The sequence below is a fragment of the Gilliamella sp. ESL0441 genome, from assembly GCF_019469185.1.
In the GTDB taxonomy this organism is placed as follows: Bacteria; Pseudomonadota; Gammaproteobacteria; order Enterobacterales; family Orbaceae; genus Gilliamella.
Map to the genome: position 1 here is coordinate 1,021,807 of NZ_CP048264.1, position 17,397 is coordinate 1,039,203.

Genomic DNA, 17,397 nt, shown 5'->3' on the forward strand with positions numbered 1-17,397 from the left:
ACATGTGGAATAAACAGAAGTTAAATACTTATCAAGGCGCACTTTTTAATAAAGTAAGTCAACTGATTGAATATTATATTGAGCAAGGTGTATTGATTGCTGGCGAACAATTACCATCAGAACGTGAGCTTGCTAACATTCTAGATATCAATCGAACAACCGTTGTTCGAGCTTTGGATAATCTTTCTGAACGAGGACTTTTAATCCGCAGGCAAGGAAGTGGAACATTTGTTAATGATAAAAAATGGGGTGTACAGGCGCATACGGCAATAAATTGGCGTTTACCTGCTCGTTTTTACCAAAATAAACAATCTCGTTATCAACAAAAAATCGAACTAATACGACGTCAGCAAACTAACATCATCGATCTTGCTAATGGGGACTTACCCACAATTTGGATGCCCAAATTGTTATTACCCAATATCAGCTCGGATGAGCTTATCATGCATGAAAAAAATAGTGACCAATTACAGTTAGGTTTGCCAGCACTAAAAACGCAAATAGCCAATTATATGCAACAACGTTTTGCTATGTCGGTAGATACATCTCAGATACTCATTACATCAGGTACACAGCAATCACTATTTTTAATTACTCAGGGATTACTTAAACCGGGCGATGCAATTGCTATCGAATCGCCTTCTTATTTTTACTCTTTGCCGCTTTTCCAAGCAGCGGGGTTACGATTATATGGTATTGAGTGTGATAATGAAGGTATTACCCTAGATAGTTTAAGTAAAGTCGTTAGTCAGCACCCCATAAAATGGCTGTTTCTCAATCCCATCTTTCAAAATCCATTAGGTTTTGTGATGAGTGATAAACGCAAAAAAGCGATATTAGCGTTCTGTCGCTCGCAATGTATTGGAATTGTTGAAGATGATGCATATAGTGGTTTAGGATTTAAATCTCAATTATCCATTTCACCGATTAAAAAGTTTGACCATCATAATCAAGTCATCTATTTAGGATCGCTTTCTAAATATATTGGTCGAAATATACGGGTGGGGTGGATGATAGCGCCTCGTCATATTATTGAAAATCTAGCGGATATTCGTCAACATATCGATTCAGGATTAAGTATTTTGCCGCAATTACTTGCAGAAGAGTATTTGAAAAATCATTATGTTACTCATCAACATTTTTTAACTGAACAACTCAATCTTAAAGCGAATCAATTAATGAAATGGCTCAATGATTATTTTGGTCATTCATTAAATTATCAAAAACCCTTAGGTGGATTTCATTTATATGCGCAATTATCTGTCCAATCCTCACAACAAGAAATCGCTATCTTAAATCAATTGCTTGCACAAAATATTATCGTATCACAAGGGAGTGATTATGGTGATAGGTTAGGGTGGATACGTTTAAGCTATGGACATTTTAATCAGAATTTGGTTTGATCTTCAAACATGAATTTCATTTAATTAACGTTATGCAACATTCAACTAAACTTTCAATGTCAACGAAAAAACTTTTAATCATTGCCGGTACAGGCTGGCTGTTTGATGCGATGGATGTCGGTTTACTGTCCTTTATACTTGCCGCCTTAAAACAAGATTGGGGGTTAAGCCCTGAACAACTTAGCTTAATTGGTAGTGTCAATTCTATCGGTATGGCGATAGGTGCCTTTCTGTTTGGAATCTATGCGGATAAAAAAGGGCGTAAATCTGCATTTTTATTTACTTTATTAATGTTTAGTATTGCCAGCGGATTAAGTGCTTTTGCTTGGGGACTGGCAAGTCTACTTATTTTACGTTTTTTTATAGGTATGGGATTAGGCGGTGAATTACCGGTTGCTTCTACTTTAGTAAGCGAAAGTGTCGAGCCGGAACACCGAGGACGAATTGTCGTACTACTTGAAAGTTTTTGGGCTGTCGGTTGGATTTTAGCTGCTTTAATCGCTTATTTTCTTATTCCTATTCCGGCAATAGGTTGGCGAGGAGCGATGATTATATGCGCTATCCCTGCGTTTTATGCGCTTTACTTACGTTTTAACTTACCCGATTCATCGGCTTTTAATAGTTTGAATGCAAAATTTAAAAAAGATTCAGTGATTAAAAAAATTAATTCATTACTCACTTCAGAGTTTCGCCGTTCGACCATCATGTTATGGATAGTATGGTTTTGTGTGGTTTTTTCTTATTATGGCATGTTTTTATGGTTACCGAGTGTCATGATGATAAAAGGATTTTCCATGATAAAAAGCTTCCAATATATTTTAATTATGACATTTGCTCAGTTACCGGGGTATTTTTCGGTTGCTTGGTTGATCGAACGAGTAGGGCGTAAATGGGTGCTAATCACCTATTTATTAGGTACATTAATTAGTGCCTATTTATTTGGTGAGGCTGAATCTGTTAATCATTTACTCGTGTATGGTGCATTTTTATCATTCTTCAATTTAGGCGCTTGGGGCGCTATGTACGCTTATACTCCAGAGCAGTATTCTACTAATATTCGTGCAACAGGTTCAGGTATTGCCGCTTCGGTTGGACGAATAGGGGGAATATTAGGCCCTCTCATGGTTGGTTTTTTAATGGCTAAAGATATTCGTTTAAGTATGATTTTTGGGATATTTAGCTTATCTATTTTAATAGCAATAATGGCGATTGTCCTATTAGGTAAAGAAACAAAGCAAACACCATTAACCTAACTTTTTCCTAAAATGTGAGTTGTATAAATTCAGCGTTGACCTATACTAGTAAAGTCATTCGGTCGCTTCATGTGATGAACATGAAGCGATAACACTCAATTTAACTTTAACATTGTTATCGTTCTCAAATCTTTTCGTTTTTTATATATCATTGTTTAGTGATTAAAGGGTTTAATATCATTTAAACGTTTTCATTCAAAATGATGAGTATTGCAGTTATTAAAATTATCGATTTAACTAATCATTAGGAGGTCATTTTGTATCTTTCAGCAAAAGCTTTCCATTATCTGGGTATTATTGCGACCATTGCGTCACTGGGTATGTACATTTCTTATATTCCACAAATCATTGATAATTTACATGGAATGAAATCGAATCCTACTCAGCCATTAGCGGCAGCAATCAACTGTTCATTATGGGTCAGTTATGGTCTTTTGCGTGAGAAAAAAGATTGGCCTATTGCAATAGCCAATTCACCTGGGGTAATTTTTGGCTTAATCGCCTTTTTTACTGCCCTATAATTGAAAATTAAAAGCAGAAGTGTTTGCTTCTGCAAAATTATCCGTAATACCACTTTGTGCTTATTTAATCCATCTTAATTTCGCCTAATTTTAACAAATTAACACTTGATTTTTTCTTTAAAATAATATCATTTTTAAGGTCGTTTATTATTTAATCTTGAAAATAAATTATTTATAATCAATACAATAGAAAGTTATCAACAGGTTTGTTAAATACTTATCAAATAGTACAGTGCATAATTTTTTTGTTACCCACAACTCAACAAGCCCCCTTATTTAATTGTTGCCATCAGTTTGATGCCTTTTTTACATAATTTTAGATTTAGCAATTGAGATTGTTTATTACAAAATCTATTAAAATAAGAATATTGTATTTACTGCTATTATTATTCAATATATAGTCATAATCTGTTAGATTATTTAAGTTTATTATTTAGAAAGGTATTGATAAGGAAAGATATGAAAAAACTCGTCTCTGTTTTGTTGATATGTTTGCCAACATTTGCGCAGGCATCAAATTGTGACTCTATTTGTACCAATATTGCTGAAAAAATCGAAAATAATGGTGTAAAAACATCTGACTATATTTTAAAAATTTCACCCACTGATATTGCTGATCAAGTTGAAGGCAAAATTGTTGGATCCTGTGATACTGGCAAGAAAAAAATTATTTATCTTCGTTTAAATAATCAAACAGAGAATTTTTCAGATTTACCATCAGAATTAGATTCTGGGGTTATTGAGTGTAAAAAGCAAGATGATTTGAAGCAAAGTTCTGAAACTGAAATAGATTGAAAAAGCTGGATAAACGCTATCTAATCGAAAGTCAATTTTGCAAAAAAATAGTTAACTTAATTTAATACTCGTCATTATGTCGAATTGACAAACGTGAATAATTTATTCGTAATGGAATTAGTATTTGCAGTGAATTAGAGAATATCATTGATATAAAACAGACTTAAGCATTATCTCTTCTATTAGCAAAAATAGAAGAGATAATTATTATCGTATTATAGTAGATTGGTGTAATTTTGATGCGTTATATCGTTCCAAACACTTGCTTGTACTTGTCCAATATGTTTTTGTTGTAAAAGTAGCATCGCTAAACGTGATTGACCAATTCCACCACCTATAGTTTGAAGTAGATCACCATCCACTAAAGCTTTATGCCACGCATATTGTAAACGGTCTTCATCATTGGTTGCTTTTAATTGGCGCTTCAACGCTTCTGGATTAACTCGAATACCCATTGACGAAATTTCAAATGCGCTATTTAAAATTGGATTCCAAACTAAAATATCGCCATTTAAACCTTTTGAACCCATATCATTGTCACTGCTCCAATCATCATAGTCTGGTGCACGTACGTCGTGTTTTTCATTATTAGATAAATCACCACCGATACCGATTAAGAACACAGCGCCAAGCTCTTTTGTGATGGCATTTTCACGCTCTTTAGGTGATAGATTAGGATAACGTTTTAATAATTGTTCGCTGTCGATAAAGGTGATTGATTCGGGTAAAAATCGAGATAGATGATATTTATCCGATACGGCACTTTCTGTCGCTTTTATTGCAGTATAAATCTGTTCAACCGTTTGTTTTAAATACCCTAAATTACGATCTTCTGGTCGCATTACTTTTTCCCAATCCCATTGATCAACATAAACTGAGTGGATAGGGGAGAGTTGATCTTCGTCGGGACGTAATGCTTTCATATTCGTATACAAACCTTCGCCGACAGGAAAATGATGCATACTTAATATTTTTCGTTTCCATTTAGCCAGCGAATGAACGACTTCAAATTGGGATTGAGGAATAGCTTTAACTTTGACTTGAACGGCTTTTTCAGTTCCCGATAAATTGTCTTGAATCCCATCACCTACTTGACTTAATATAGGGGCTTGCACTTCAATAAGTGATAAGTTTTTTGCCAATTGTTCAGCAAAAAAATGTTTTACAAAACTGATACGTTGTTGTTGTTCTTTAAATGATATCGTCATGTTTACTCTTCAATTATTAGTTAATCCAGATAGCTAAATTAAACTAGAAATCAGAAATATGCAAGTTTGAACAGATAGACACTTTTTCAAAAGTGCTAGTCAAAATAGTTGAATGGTTTTAATTTGTGCTTTTATGGATGATGGCACCCGATATAAAATATTAAAACTAAAATCAAATCAAGCAATAATAAGAATATCAGGTGATTTTCAGTTACATAGCAAAAAGATAATTGGCTTGATTATTGATTAAAATAGGTAGTCATAATATTCGCTAAATTTGGTTTTTGCCATTTCGCGATCAGCACAAATTTAGGCACTTTAAATGGATATCGTTTATTTTCAGAAGTCGTAAATTCGAAATGGTTGTTAATCCAACCTTTTTTGAATTTTAAATTTGAAATTGATGTCATGGGTATTCGAATAACATTATTCGTTAAATCACCTGTGAGAGTTAAACCAACTAAAATAATTTCATTGGAATCAAAATAAATAAGGAAATGTTTAATATCTAAAGCAGCTAATCCCTGATAAAGTGCAAATTTCCATAATTTTGGGTGGATACAACCATAAATTACTGATGAGCTGTTAAAATCGGGTAATTCAAATTTTTCAAATAATTTGTTTATGTTTTCTAACTTTAATCCTTCATTCACGTTAATACTCCCCTGCGTGTAAAATTTGTTTTTAGTTTTTATCCAGAATATTATTTTAATAAAATTTTAACCATTTCGCCAAGATATTGCGCTATTTGTTTGTCGGATTTGTTTTCTATCGGCGAGTATAAATGACTGTGCGCTTCCAGCTCTTGTTTCATGATGTTAAGGCATTTTTTTATGATTAACGCCCAAAAACTATTACTTCGTCCATCAAGCAGATGATAAAAAATACTATCGCCATAATTGATTAAGTTATCCCATAATGCTATTTGTATTTGGCTCTTCACGCCGCCGATAGACGTAAAATCTATCATTGCCAAAAAATCTAAAACATAACCTACATGGTTGTTAGAACAATTGGTATCACACTCTATTAACCAAAATTTGCAATCATTAAAAGGTGAGTTTAATTAATGTTTTCATTGCATACTTCTAAGGTTTAATTAGTAAATAGGCTAAGGGTTCATGATATAATTCACCATCATCGCCTTTTATAAAAGTTATGGTATCAGGGTACGTTTTATTGGGTAGATAAACGGAATTTCTACCATATCTATTCCACTGTTTTATCTATTTTGTGTTACTGCAAATAAATAACTTATTGCTGTTTTAGGGTTAAGATTTTCTGGTAAAGCGTGAAAAATTTTGTATTTGAAGCGTCGATAATTTAGGGTTTTATTTCCAAATTTAAGTTACTTAATTTATAACATAAAAAACTTTACCATTTTTAATATTTAATAATGATAATCAAAACTGAACATAAAATCACTCTTTTTGGTTCATTTTGTGATAAATTTTTTTAATGCTATTAGCAAAATTACTAATTAAAAATAATTAGTTATCATAAAAATTTTGTGATTATTCCTGTATCTCAACTCCCATTCAGTGTTTTTGATTTTCTGTCATAATGACAATAATCTGGCGACAATAAATCCGGTTATTTATATGCCTAATGTAAATTATTCTTAGAAGCAATTTAAACAACCCTATTGTCATTTATTTCAATTCTATCCCCATGTTTTCAAATTAAATTTCCCTATCTGAGTTAAATTACATAAAATATTCATCACAAATCCAATAAAGTGATGGCATAGCGTTGTTTACGAATATGCAAATCGTTAAGACTAATTAACCAATGGTGGGCTGCTTTGTAATGATTTAAAATAAGAAATCAGTAAGAAAGTTGCCAAAAGACATTGCAATTCAAAATTCTTTATAAACCGTTTTTTAAATAGAGAATATTATCATGTCGTGATTTAAGCGTTTAAAATATAATCGCCAAAAAATACAATAAAATCATGAAAATAGAGCATAATGGCGATTGATTGCATTTTAAGTGGCAAAATAAATTAGTTTGTAGTCATTGAAAATTTGAAAAGTGATATTTAATTTGTTAATTTATTGTTTTTAAAAATTTTAATTTAAAGGAAATAATTCATGAAAAAAGTCGTTTTACTCACCATTCTTGCTTGTATTGGTTTTAATGTCTCAGCAAATGAAAATGCAAAAAGGATTATTGAATATTTAATTAAGGATGATATATCTGTATTCCGAGCAAATGGAAAATCAGGCTTCATGGATGAAATCCCAACTGTTAATTCAGCACAGCTAATAAAAGAATATAGTGATAATCAGTATAAATATGAAAAAAAATACGATAAGAACTTGGTCAATATCAAAACAGTCGCATCAGGTGTAAAAACAAATTTGAGTGGCGATCCCTATGTAGTGGCAAATGGTAAAAATAAATTTGAATATGTGTCTCTCGAACTAAAAAATAAAGATGATGCCATGAATATCAACAAAGGAACTAAGCTTGATATGATTTGTCTTGGTACTAAAATCAATGTTATTTTTCCTTCGTTGAAAAGTTGCGTGACTGCTGATAGCTATTTTGACAAATTCCTCAAATCAGTAATGAGCGATTTAAATAAATTAGATATAAATGATAAACCATCGAATAAACTTGAAGCTGTTTATTTAGCAATGTGGGCGTTTGATAAGCAAAAACCTAATACATTAGATAACTATAAATCCGCTAATGATTTAGTTAAAAATGAGGCTGATTTCATCGAAATTATGACAATGGCACAGAGTAAAATGAAAGACGGTGCTAAAAATTTTACATTACCAAAACCATAATAAAGCCCTTTTAGGGCTTTTTTTCTATGCTAGTTGTATGCTCTCAAAACAAACCCAGCAATAAATCTAAACAATATCATGTAGAATAATAGAATATTAAAATGAACTAGACTAAACGATATTTTTCACTTAAATGATGTCAACAAATGAATTGGTATCAAACATGTACTGAAAAATATATAAGGTGCAAGAATATAAAAATGTGTAATGCACGCTAGTTTGTCATTAACCTTTAACCAATCGATTACAGACACATCATGATTCCCAATTGTTTGGTAGACAAAAAACTCACAAGAACGACTATCGTGCAAAATCCCTTATAAATCACATATAACATATTGATTAAATTATAAATTTAAGCTATTAATGCTCAATCCCCAGTTGCTTAAAAAAGAATTAAAAAAATCGGTAGAATTTTTCACCTTCCTATTTTAATTATTAAACAATAAGTTATAATAAGTATGTTCCCTATATACATAGGGATAAACCGCGTGCTAAAAACGGGGAATCGGACGATCTGAGTATGTTCCCTGTATACACAGGGATAAACCGACCCGTGTCTTGAGCGCAAAAAAAGTGCTTTAATGTTCCCTGTATACACAGGGATAAACCGATCGGTGAATGTATCAATGCATTTTCTATTATATGTTCCCTGTATACACAGGGATAAACCGCTGCTAAACTTGACCGTAGATTTTGCTACGGTGAGTTCCCTATATACATAGGAATAAACTGGAATCGATATAAAACAATATATACGATATAATGTATTTCTTGTATACACAGGGATAAACAAAAAACACATTAACATTATTTAAAGAAAGCGAAATTTATAATTCAGGAAAAGAATACATTGAAGCTGCTTAAAAAACTTATAATTTGTATATCAGTATTTTTAATGATCGGATGCAATCAAGCCGAACAGCCACAAAGTTCTAAAATCATCAGTGGAAAACCTTTTGATATTAGACACCTCGATTTTTCCGTCCCTATCGATACCTTTTTGTCTGAGTTTAAGGGTAAATACTACAAAGAACCTTTAGGAAAAATGACATCTCCCGATGATGATGAGGTGATTGGTTATACTTATATTTTAGTTCGATTAGCTGATGAAAATTTTTATTTCTACAAAGAAAACATTAAATTGGAAAGGATATTAATTATTACCGATTTAAACGGCACGATTTATTCTTATACGGGAGAAATAAAGTTACCTAAAAATGAGGTTAAACGTGCAATTGAAGATTTTCGACAAAAAAATAGCCAATATTTAGAGGATAACTTAAGAGGTGAGAAGTTAGATAAAGAGTTGGAGAAAAAATTTGATTCTTATTATTACTGCTATCACTTACCAGACCGATATTTAAGTACATATATTCAGATTAGCGGAACTGATTCAAATAAATTATTTGGCATAATTGAGGGAGAAAATCCGATTGAGCCAAAAAATGAATCACTTAAAGAACTAACAAAAGCATATATGCGTAAAAATTAGTTTATAGTAAAACAGAGAAAAAAATTAGAAAGGTGAATACATTGAAATTAATACCTAGAATCATTCTTATACTACCGCTTATATTTATGGCAAATTGTAATCAAGCTCAAATTACCACATGTTCCCTGTATACACAGGGAAACATCGTTAATAAAATCAATAAATTCTATAATTAACTATTTTGATGCAACAATAAAAGGTTATTTTTAGCTTGTAATCACTCTTAATGATTAACCCTTTTTATTCTGCAAATTTATTTTTGTGATCGTAACGATCAAAGTGAACATCATCGCTAATCAAATATTGATAAATATCATCCACAATTTCGATCCCATTTTTAATATAATCTGCTTCTCGTTTTTTTCCTCTTTCACCGGGGAAGAATACTTCACTATTGCCTTTTGCAGGTTTTACCTGTTTCAATTGATCTAACATCGCAGACATGCTTTTTTTGAATACTTCAAGCCCAACAAAGTATTCTGGGTTAATGACAATATGTAAATGCCCTAGATCACGTCCTTTGGATAAATCGGCATACATCGAAGACACGTTTTTACCAAATGGTACACCAAGCAAAATTCCAGATAACACATCAACCATCATCATTAATCCATATCCTTTTGCATCTGCAATAGGTAATAAAGCATTGACTTTATAAGGATCGGTAGTGGCTTCACCTTGCTCATCAACAGCCCAAGTAGGGGGGATAGCTGCACCTTTAGAGCGAGCATACAATACTTTACCCCAAGCTTGTACAGTCGTTGCCATATCAAATGATACGACTCTTTCATCAGCAGAAGGGGCGGCAAAGGCGATAGGATTAGTGCCAAAAAATTCTTCGGCACCGCCAAAAGGTACTGCCATCGGATCAGATTGACACATTGAAATAGCAACAAGATTATGAGCGGCTGCCATTTCGGTAAAATAACATAATGAACCACTGTGTGACATGCGTCGAATACCGACAACGGCAACGCCATTTTTTTTGGCTAGTTCAATCGCTTTATCCATACCAATTTTTGCGCCAACCAAACCACATCCATTATCAAAATCGAGAATCGCACTAGCTGGCCCGGTTTCTTTATAGGTCATATTGGGGTTTGTGGTCATGCCACCTTTAGCTATCCGCTCAGAATAGTATTCAACTCTTACCGCTCCATGTGAGTGTATTCCCCTTGCATCAGCAAAGGCTAGTGCATCGGCAGCAATATCAGCATGTTCTTTGCTTAATCCTGCTTTATGTAGTTTTTTCGCAATTAAATTATGTAATGTTTTTCGGTCTACTCTCATGTTTGTACTCCTCTGAATGGATTCTATTTATCCATGGAATGGTTTTTTATTACGGTTCCTTTTTGACCTTTTAATAAGGATTCAATATCTGTTAGGGTACCGATATAAGCTGTATTCCCTGTTTTTTCGACAAATTCAATGACGGATTTGACTTTAGGTCCAATGGAACCATCATCGATAGCAAGCGGTTTTAGGCGTTCAGTATCAACATGATCAAGTGCTTTTTGTTGTGGTGTCCCCCAGTTTTCATAAACGGCATCAGCATCGGTTAATATCATTAGGTGATCAGCTTGTAGCTGTATGGCTAATTGCGCCGCAGACAGATCTTTATCAATGACCGCTTCCACTCCTTGGTAGCCATGGTCAATGCTGATAACAGGAATACCACCACCTCCATTACAGATCACGATAGTATTGTCATTCAGCAATTTTTGAATGGTTGCAATTTCCAAAATTTTTTTGGGTTTAGGGGAGGGGACTACCCGCCGAATGTATTGACCGTCTTGTTTAAATATCCAACCATATTGTTGTTTGAGTTGATTTTGTTGTTCGGGTGGATAGACAGGCCCGATAAATTTTGTCGGGTGAGTAAACGAAGGATCACATTTATCAACTTCCACTTGCGTAAGTAATGTGACCACCTGGGTAACATTAGGTTGTTGCTGTAAACTTTGACCTATCATATACCCTAGCATGCCTTGAGTTTGCGCAACTAATATATCAAGCGGATAAGCCGGTACCTTTGAATAAGCTGCATTTTGCAAGGCTAAAAGTCCCACTTGCGGACCATTACCATGTACAATGACTAATCGATATTTACCTGCTAATTTAGCAATTAATTTGGTTGTAGAATGAATATTTTGATATTGATTCTCAACCGATAAAGGTTCATTTCGTTTGGCAATTGCATTACCACCTAAAGCAATGACAATCAGTTCCATATGGTTTCCTTGATCATTTGTTAAAGTTATTGGATTTATCCGTTTTTAAGTTTACGTTGTCTTATTATTGATTGATTAGATAGCAACGTCTCGATGACAATCTTTAGAATAGATATAACTTAAAGGCACTTTACCAACGGCATAACAGGCTTGTAAGGCATAGGCACCCATAAAAATATAGTCATCTTTTTTAACGGGGATCCATTCATTATCAAGTAGGTACATCCCTTCACCACTTAGCAGATAAGCACCATGTTCTTGGACATGGGTTTCAATGTAACCATGACTGGCGCCGGGATTGAAGGTTAAAATATGGAAATTCATATCAAATCCAAGTTCTTTAGGTAATAAGTCTTGGATAAATACGTTATCCATATTTTCATAATTTAAGCTTTCTAACTGCTGAACGTGATTGGAAATAATGCGAGTTTGATAATTTGCTAAGGGGATATAACGCCTTTTGTAAAGAAATAATCGTGAACTTTCGGCATGATTGTGTAGATATAATTTTACCCCAGCAGGACAATATAAATAGCCACCTATCTTTAATCTAAACGATTGGCTATCTGCGGTGGCGGTAATATCTCCACTAATGACATAAACAAAAAGTTCAATCCCTTCACTGCCAAAACCTTGTACATTTTTTGCGTCTTGATGCATGGTGACAAGATAATCTACGAAGGATGCACCTAACTTAGGTGTCGATAAGATAGTGATATCACAATTTTCGAATCCCGGAATGACATTTTTGACTAATCCATCAGGCGGAATAAGCGCATAATTTTGGCGTTTGATGATGGCTCTGGAAGCTAGCAAATCTTTTGGATAACCGGTATTGTGATTGAAGTACCCCATATTTATCTCCTTGAAAAATAATAATCTTATACTTTGCTGTTCGTTTTTTTAGGGTAAAAGGCAACTAGCCTGTAAAACAGCATCGTTTTAAAGCAATATTGTTATTGCCGACTACCGTATTGGATCGGCAATGATTGATTTGTTAATTGGTGATATGTTTACGCATGTTGATCAGGAAAAAGAGCAAGGTAGCGATAATTAAAATGCCAATTGCCACGTAAAATCCTGTCATTTTTGTTCCGGTCAGATCAGCTAAATACCCGGTTAATGGCGGTGCAATTACCGATGAACTCATACCAAAAAAGTTAAATACTCCAAACGAAGTGCCATAATTTGTTTTCGGTGCTGTATCAGCCACGTGTGAGATGAGGATAGGCTCTACCGCCAATTTACCAAACAGTCCATAAAAAATGAGCCCACCTAGCAATAACGTGATGGTTGTTGCTTGTACGGTCGTTAACAGGGTCGCTGCTGCAATTAACTCAAGTACAATAATGAAAAACAGCCGTTTATTTTGGTATTTATCTGATATTTTACTGATGATTAACGCCCCGGGTATGGCAGCAAAGGCAACCAATGACGATGCAGATCCAATGTTTCCACCCGTAAAGCCGCGCTCGGTTTCGAGAAAGTTAGGTAACCAACTAACTATCATGTAATACCCATAGCAGGTGGCAAAATACATAATATAAGAAGCCACCATTTGACTACTAAAAAATCGGTGTTTGGCGTTCGGTTCGTCAGCGGATGTAACCGCTTCTTTTGCTGACGATGATTGACTTTGATTTTGTTTTTGTTTTGGCGTTTCCTTAATAATCAGGGCAAACCCTGCCACTAAACAAAGTAATAAGGCTGCAATGATATATAGCATATACTCCCAAGGCATTCCCCATGATTTGACCAAAAAGCTGGTGGCAAGCAGACTGATCCCCATTCCTAATGCTGAACCAGTATTAATAATGGCAGAAGCAAAACCGCGATGTTGCGAAGGAATGTTTTCAGCAGAAAGCGACCAAGCTGATCCATAATAAGAGCCACATCCTAATCCAGCCAATAAGCTACCGACATAAATCATCATAATTGAATGTGCATTACCAATGATTAATGCCGCTATGGTAAAGAGTAAAAATCCCGGAATCACCACGGCTTTTTTACCGAATCGATCGACAAGAATGCCAGCCGGAATTTGCATTGCGGTGTAAGCAAAAAAATAGCAACTTGCAATAAGTCCAAGTTCCGTATTGGATTGAGGGCCTATAGTTTGTTGAACTTCAGGAAAGATAGCGGTTAGCACAGGGCGATAGATCCACATCACTGTCCAACCCAGACATAATAATACGACGATTTTATGCCAATATTGAATACCGCCTGTTTTTTCTGTCGTGGTCATATTGATTCCTCTTACTCTTGATAAGCTAGTTTATATAGGGCATAAGTGAGCGCTTTAATGCCTTCAACTAAATCTTCGGTTTTGGTATCTTCGGCAATATTGTGACTAATGCCTTTTATACTCGGCACAAATAGCATTGCTGTTGGAACACGAGGCGCGAAAATCTGTGAGTCATGACCTGCACCGCTATGCATTACCCGATAACTTAATCCTTCTTGATCACAAATTTCTTCTAGCAGATGAATTAATTTAGTGTCCATAGGAATGGGATCTTCATCCATCCAGCGATTGATTTCGATCTCAAGATTAAGTTGATTGGCGATGCGAATCATATCCGCTTCAATCTCTTCGGTGAAGGCGACGAGTTCCGCTTTATTGGTATGTCGACAATCCATCGTGAATAGCACTTCACCCGGCACGACGTTTACAACATTCGGTTTAGGTTCAACGTGCCCAAAAGTCAGGACTAAGGGATCACCCACTTTTATGGCTTTATTAATTGATTGATAACAGATTTGACTAAAGGCATAAACTGCGTCTTTACGATAACCCATTGGTGTTGTGCCGGCATGGTTAGCTTCGCCAATTAAGCGGATGTTATAACGGCGCTGACCAACTATGCTTGTCACCACACCGATACTTTTTTGTTCTTTTTCAAGCACGCCCCCTTGTTCGATATGAATTTCTAGAAAAGCTTTAATGTCGTTGCGTGCAGGCTGAGTTTTGAAATTAAATCCACATCCTTTCATGGCATCAACAAATTTGATTCCGTCACTATCTTCAATCTCATTAACATCACGATGATCGGCAATGGCAAACACATTTTTACTTCCCCAAAAAACATACGGAAAACGGCTACCTTCTTCTTCTGCCATTGAGATGAGTTCTAGTGTTCGTAACGGTTGACCATAATGTTGATGTAAGTATTGCATGGCAAGTAACGCAGCAATAATACCAAGTTGCCCGTCAAGTTTGCCACCGTTAACAACGGTATCAACATGCGACCCAGACATAATGACTTCATTCGGATATTTGCTACCTTTGAATCGTCCATAAAGATTGCCTATTTCATCAAAGTCGCTTTCCATACCGATTTGCGTCATTCTGTCTTTTAAGGCATTTTGGGCGGCCAGCCATTCTGGTGTATATAGCAGTCGGGTGGTACCGCCTTGTTCAAGCCCCCCAAAACTCGATATCCATTTAACTGCATTAGCCACATCATCATACAAGATATTCATAAGCGTTTACCTATCATTAACCATTCGTTTAGAAAAATTGCTTTAACTCTTTTTAACTACTCGTTTTTAATTAGGCTTTTAGTTATGGAACAAATTCGATAATTGTTTATTTGCCGTTTAGACTATCTATTAATAGCAGAGAATAATGTGATCAAACTAACTATTTTAGATTTATAAAATTTAATTAAATTAATGGGTTATTATTATAAAAAATTTTTTAATAATAATTTATCTTCATGATTATATTCATATTTATTTAATGATATAGATGATTGTTTTGTGACTTATGACCTATTTATTCCGCTTTTTTTACGTAATATATAAATATAGTCTGATAGTTAGATTTAATAGGTTAACGCAATATTGTTGTTGTAAAACAGATTCAAAGCGGATAGCAGGGTATGACTGAGTAGGATAATTTATCGCGTCAATGAAAATGTCTTTTAACATCTAGCAAGCGCATATCTATTTATTTCCAATTACCATTACAGCATTTATTACAATAATTTAATAACTGAGAGGTCCAATTCTCATGATTCAATCTTTCATAAAAAAAGGTAGTTTTCAGGATTCTGTTAGCCTCATGTTGATATCTAAAAAGCTGAGTAACCTTGAAGAAGTCGATGAAGTTTCCGTTATGATGGGAACACCAGCCAATAAATCATTGCTTGTCGCCACGGGATTTTGGAGTGATACTTTCAATCAAGCAACGCCTAATGATATCTGTGTAGCAATTAAAACGCATGATGATGCTAGCGATGCCATAGATTTAATTCGTTCACAACTTGAAGAGGCTTTAAAAAATATTGCTCAGCAACAGCAGGGGGGCAGTAAATTACTTAAAGCAAGGCGTTTTGCAACCGCTAATCGAAAACTCCCTGATGCTAATTTGGTGCTTATTTCAATTGCCGGTGAATATGCGGCAGAATTGGCAGAACAAGCGTTAGATGAAAATAAAAATGTCATGATATTTTCCGATAATGTGTCGCTTGAAGATGAAATCCGTTTGAAAAAAAGCGCAGCAGCAAAAGATCTTATTGTCATGGGGCCGGATTGTGGAACGGCAATCATCGCTGGGGCGCCATTGGCATTTTCTAACGTGATACCTAAGGGTAACATTGGGGTGATTGGGGCATCGGGAACCGGTATTCAAGAAGTGATTTCACAAATTGCATTACTCAATCAGGGAATTACACAAGCAATTGGACTTGGCGGACGTGATTTATCGCAAGCAGTAGGGGGGATTAGCGCATTAACCGCATTAACTATGCTGGCGGCTGATAAGCAAACGCAAGTCATTACTTTTATTTCTAAACCGCCAGCTGAAAGTGTCCGTATAAAAGTGATTAATGCAATGAAGCAAATAGCTAAACCTATTGTGGCGCTCTTTTTAGGTTCCCGTATTGATAAACGGCAAGACGATAATATCTTTTTTGCCAGCACGTTAGATGAAGCAGCTAGATTAGCTTGTTTATTAGCCAAAGTTGAAAGTGCGATGAGCACGTTGCCTAGTGTGGCTCATCAAACCATTATGGGATTATATACCGGTGGTACATTAGCATCGGAAGCCGCAATGTTGCTGGCTAATCAACTCAATCTTTTGCTCAGTGATAATCACGACAAAGGCATCATGTTCGATCAGCAAGGTCATAAAATTATTGATCTGGGCGATGACTTTTATACCGTTGGGCGCCCACATCCCATGATTGACCCATCCATACGTGAACATGCAATAGCACAATTGGGCGAGCAAACAGGGGTGGGGGTATTGTTACTGGATCTGGTCATAGGCTATGGCGCAAATGCGAATCCGGCTGAATCAATAATCACAGGTTACAACAAGGCTATCGCTAAACGATCTTCTCATCATCCCTTAATTGCTATTGCCACGGTGACAGGATCTGAATCCGATCCACAATGTCGTAGTAAGCAAATTGCAGCACTTCAATCGGCAGGTATTACCGTAATGGATAATTTACCCGAAGCCATTTTATTAGCCACAAAATTAATTACGCCAGCAAATAAGATTGATTGCTTAAAACCTTACCCTTTACTTGATCATATCAGTGTGATTAATGCCGGTTTGCGGAGTTTTGCTGAAGATCTGCAATCATCAAATATTCCTGTGGTGCATTATCAATGGGCACCGATAGCTGGTGGCAATCAAAAATTAGCGGCTATTTTGAAAAAATTAAACTAAGAGGTTGTAA

15 protein-coding genes are annotated in these 17,397 nt (G+C 35.1%); 7 read left to right on the plus strand and 8 right to left on the minus strand.

From position 1 onward, the window contains the following. The first annotated feature begins 2 nt into the window (after window positions 1–2). The 4 genes from GYM75_RS04510 to GYM75_RS04525 all read left to right on the plus strand — a co-directional run bounded on the left by GYM75_RS04510 (window position 3) and on the right by GYM75_RS04525 (window position 3,972). Window positions 3–1,403, plus strand: a complete 1,401-nt coding sequence (locus tag GYM75_RS04510; RefSeq protein WP_220216974.1) for a PLP-dependent aminotransferase family protein — start codon at window positions 3–5, stop codon at window positions 1,401–1,403. A 56-nt stretch (window positions 1,404–1,459) separates the two neighbouring features. Continuing rightward, window positions 1,460–2,656, plus strand: coding sequence for an MFS transporter (locus GYM75_RS04515; RefSeq protein ID WP_220216975.1), 1,197 nt, complete (start codon window positions 1,460–1,462; stop codon window positions 2,654–2,656). A gap of 257 nt (window positions 2,657–2,913) precedes the next feature. Then, window positions 2,914–3,177: an SWEET family sugar transporter gene (locus tag GYM75_RS04520; protein WP_255556851.1), complete on the plus strand. Its 264-nt coding sequence runs from the start codon at window positions 2,914–2,916 to the stop codon at window positions 3,175–3,177. Window positions 3,178–3,636: 459 nt separating this feature from the next. Continuing rightward, on the plus strand, window positions 3,637–3,972 hold the full coding sequence (locus GYM75_RS04525; protein WP_220216976.1) for a DUF1161 domain-containing protein: 336 nt from the start codon (window positions 3,637–3,639) through the stop codon (window positions 3,970–3,972). Between the two features lie 215 nt (window positions 3,973–4,187). Here GYM75_RS04525 and asnA read toward each other — a convergent pair whose 3' ends face one another. The 3 genes from asnA to GYM75_RS04540 form a co-directional block, all read right to left on the minus strand. Then, entirely contained in the window at window positions 4,188–5,180 is a 993-nt protein-coding gene (gene asnA, locus GYM75_RS04530) for an aspartate--ammonia ligase (protein ID WP_220216977.1), read from the minus strand. Between the two features lie 239 nt (window positions 5,181–5,419). After that, window positions 5,420–5,833: a hypothetical protein gene (locus GYM75_RS04535; RefSeq protein ID WP_220216978.1), complete on the minus strand. Its 414-nt coding sequence runs from the start codon at window positions 5,831–5,833 to the stop codon at window positions 5,420–5,422. Between the two features lie 50 nt (window positions 5,834–5,883). Next, window positions 5,884–6,150, minus strand: a complete 267-nt coding sequence (locus GYM75_RS04540; RefSeq protein ID WP_220216979.1) for a hypothetical protein — start codon at window positions 6,148–6,150, stop codon at window positions 5,884–5,886. Window positions 6,151–7,273: 1,123 nt separating this feature from the next. Between GYM75_RS04540 and GYM75_RS04545 the strand changes: the two genes are divergently transcribed. Both GYM75_RS04545 and GYM75_RS04550 read left to right on the plus strand, forming a co-directional pair. Next, window positions 7,274–7,978 carry an OB-fold putative lipoprotein gene (locus GYM75_RS04545; RefSeq protein ID WP_220216980.1) on the plus strand — a complete coding sequence of 235 codons (705 nt, stop codon included), beginning with the start codon at window positions 7,274–7,276 and terminating at the stop codon, window positions 7,976–7,978. Window positions 7,979–8,876: 898 nt separating this feature from the next. After that, window positions 8,877–9,473 carry a hypothetical protein gene (locus GYM75_RS04550; RefSeq protein ID WP_220216981.1) on the plus strand — a complete coding sequence of 199 codons (597 nt, stop codon included), beginning with the start codon at window positions 8,877–8,879 and terminating at the stop codon, window positions 9,471–9,473. A 240-nt stretch (window positions 9,474–9,713) separates the two neighbouring features. Here the strand turns inward: GYM75_RS04550 and allD are convergent, their stop codons facing one another. From allD to allC, 5 genes are all read right to left on the minus strand, one after another. Then, entirely contained in the window at window positions 9,714–10,763 is a 1,050-nt protein-coding gene (gene allD / locus GYM75_RS04555) for an ureidoglycolate dehydrogenase (RefSeq protein ID WP_220216982.1), read from the minus strand. 23 nt (window positions 10,764–10,786) lie between these two features. Then, window positions 10,787–11,704, minus strand: a complete 918-nt coding sequence (locus GYM75_RS04560; RefSeq protein ID WP_220216983.1) for a carbamate kinase — start codon at window positions 11,702–11,704, stop codon at window positions 10,787–10,789. Between the two features lie 75 nt (window positions 11,705–11,779). Continuing rightward, entirely contained in the window at window positions 11,780–12,559 is a 780-nt protein-coding gene (gene allE / locus GYM75_RS04565; protein WP_220216984.1) for a (S)-ureidoglycine aminohydrolase, read from the minus strand. 142 nt (window positions 12,560–12,701) lie between these two features. Further along, on the minus strand, window positions 12,702–13,949 hold the full coding sequence (locus tag GYM75_RS04570; RefSeq protein ID WP_220216985.1) for an MFS transporter: 1,248 nt from the start codon (window positions 13,947–13,949) through the stop codon (window positions 12,702–12,704). Window positions 13,950–13,960: 11 nt separating this feature from the next. Next, window positions 13,961–15,187 carry an allantoate deiminase gene (allC, locus tag GYM75_RS04575; RefSeq protein ID WP_220216986.1) on the minus strand — a complete coding sequence of 409 codons (1,227 nt, stop codon included), beginning with the start codon at window positions 15,185–15,187 and terminating at the stop codon, window positions 13,961–13,963. Between the two features lie 532 nt (window positions 15,188–15,719). On the opposite strand from allC, the gene fdrA reads away from it, so the two are divergent. Beyond that, complete coding sequence (fdrA, locus tag GYM75_RS04580) at window positions 15,720–17,387, plus strand: acyl-CoA synthetase FdrA (RefSeq protein ID WP_220216987.1); 1,668 nt, start codon at window positions 15,720–15,722, stop codon at window positions 17,385–17,387. Window positions 17,388–17,397 lie beyond the last annotated feature (10 nt).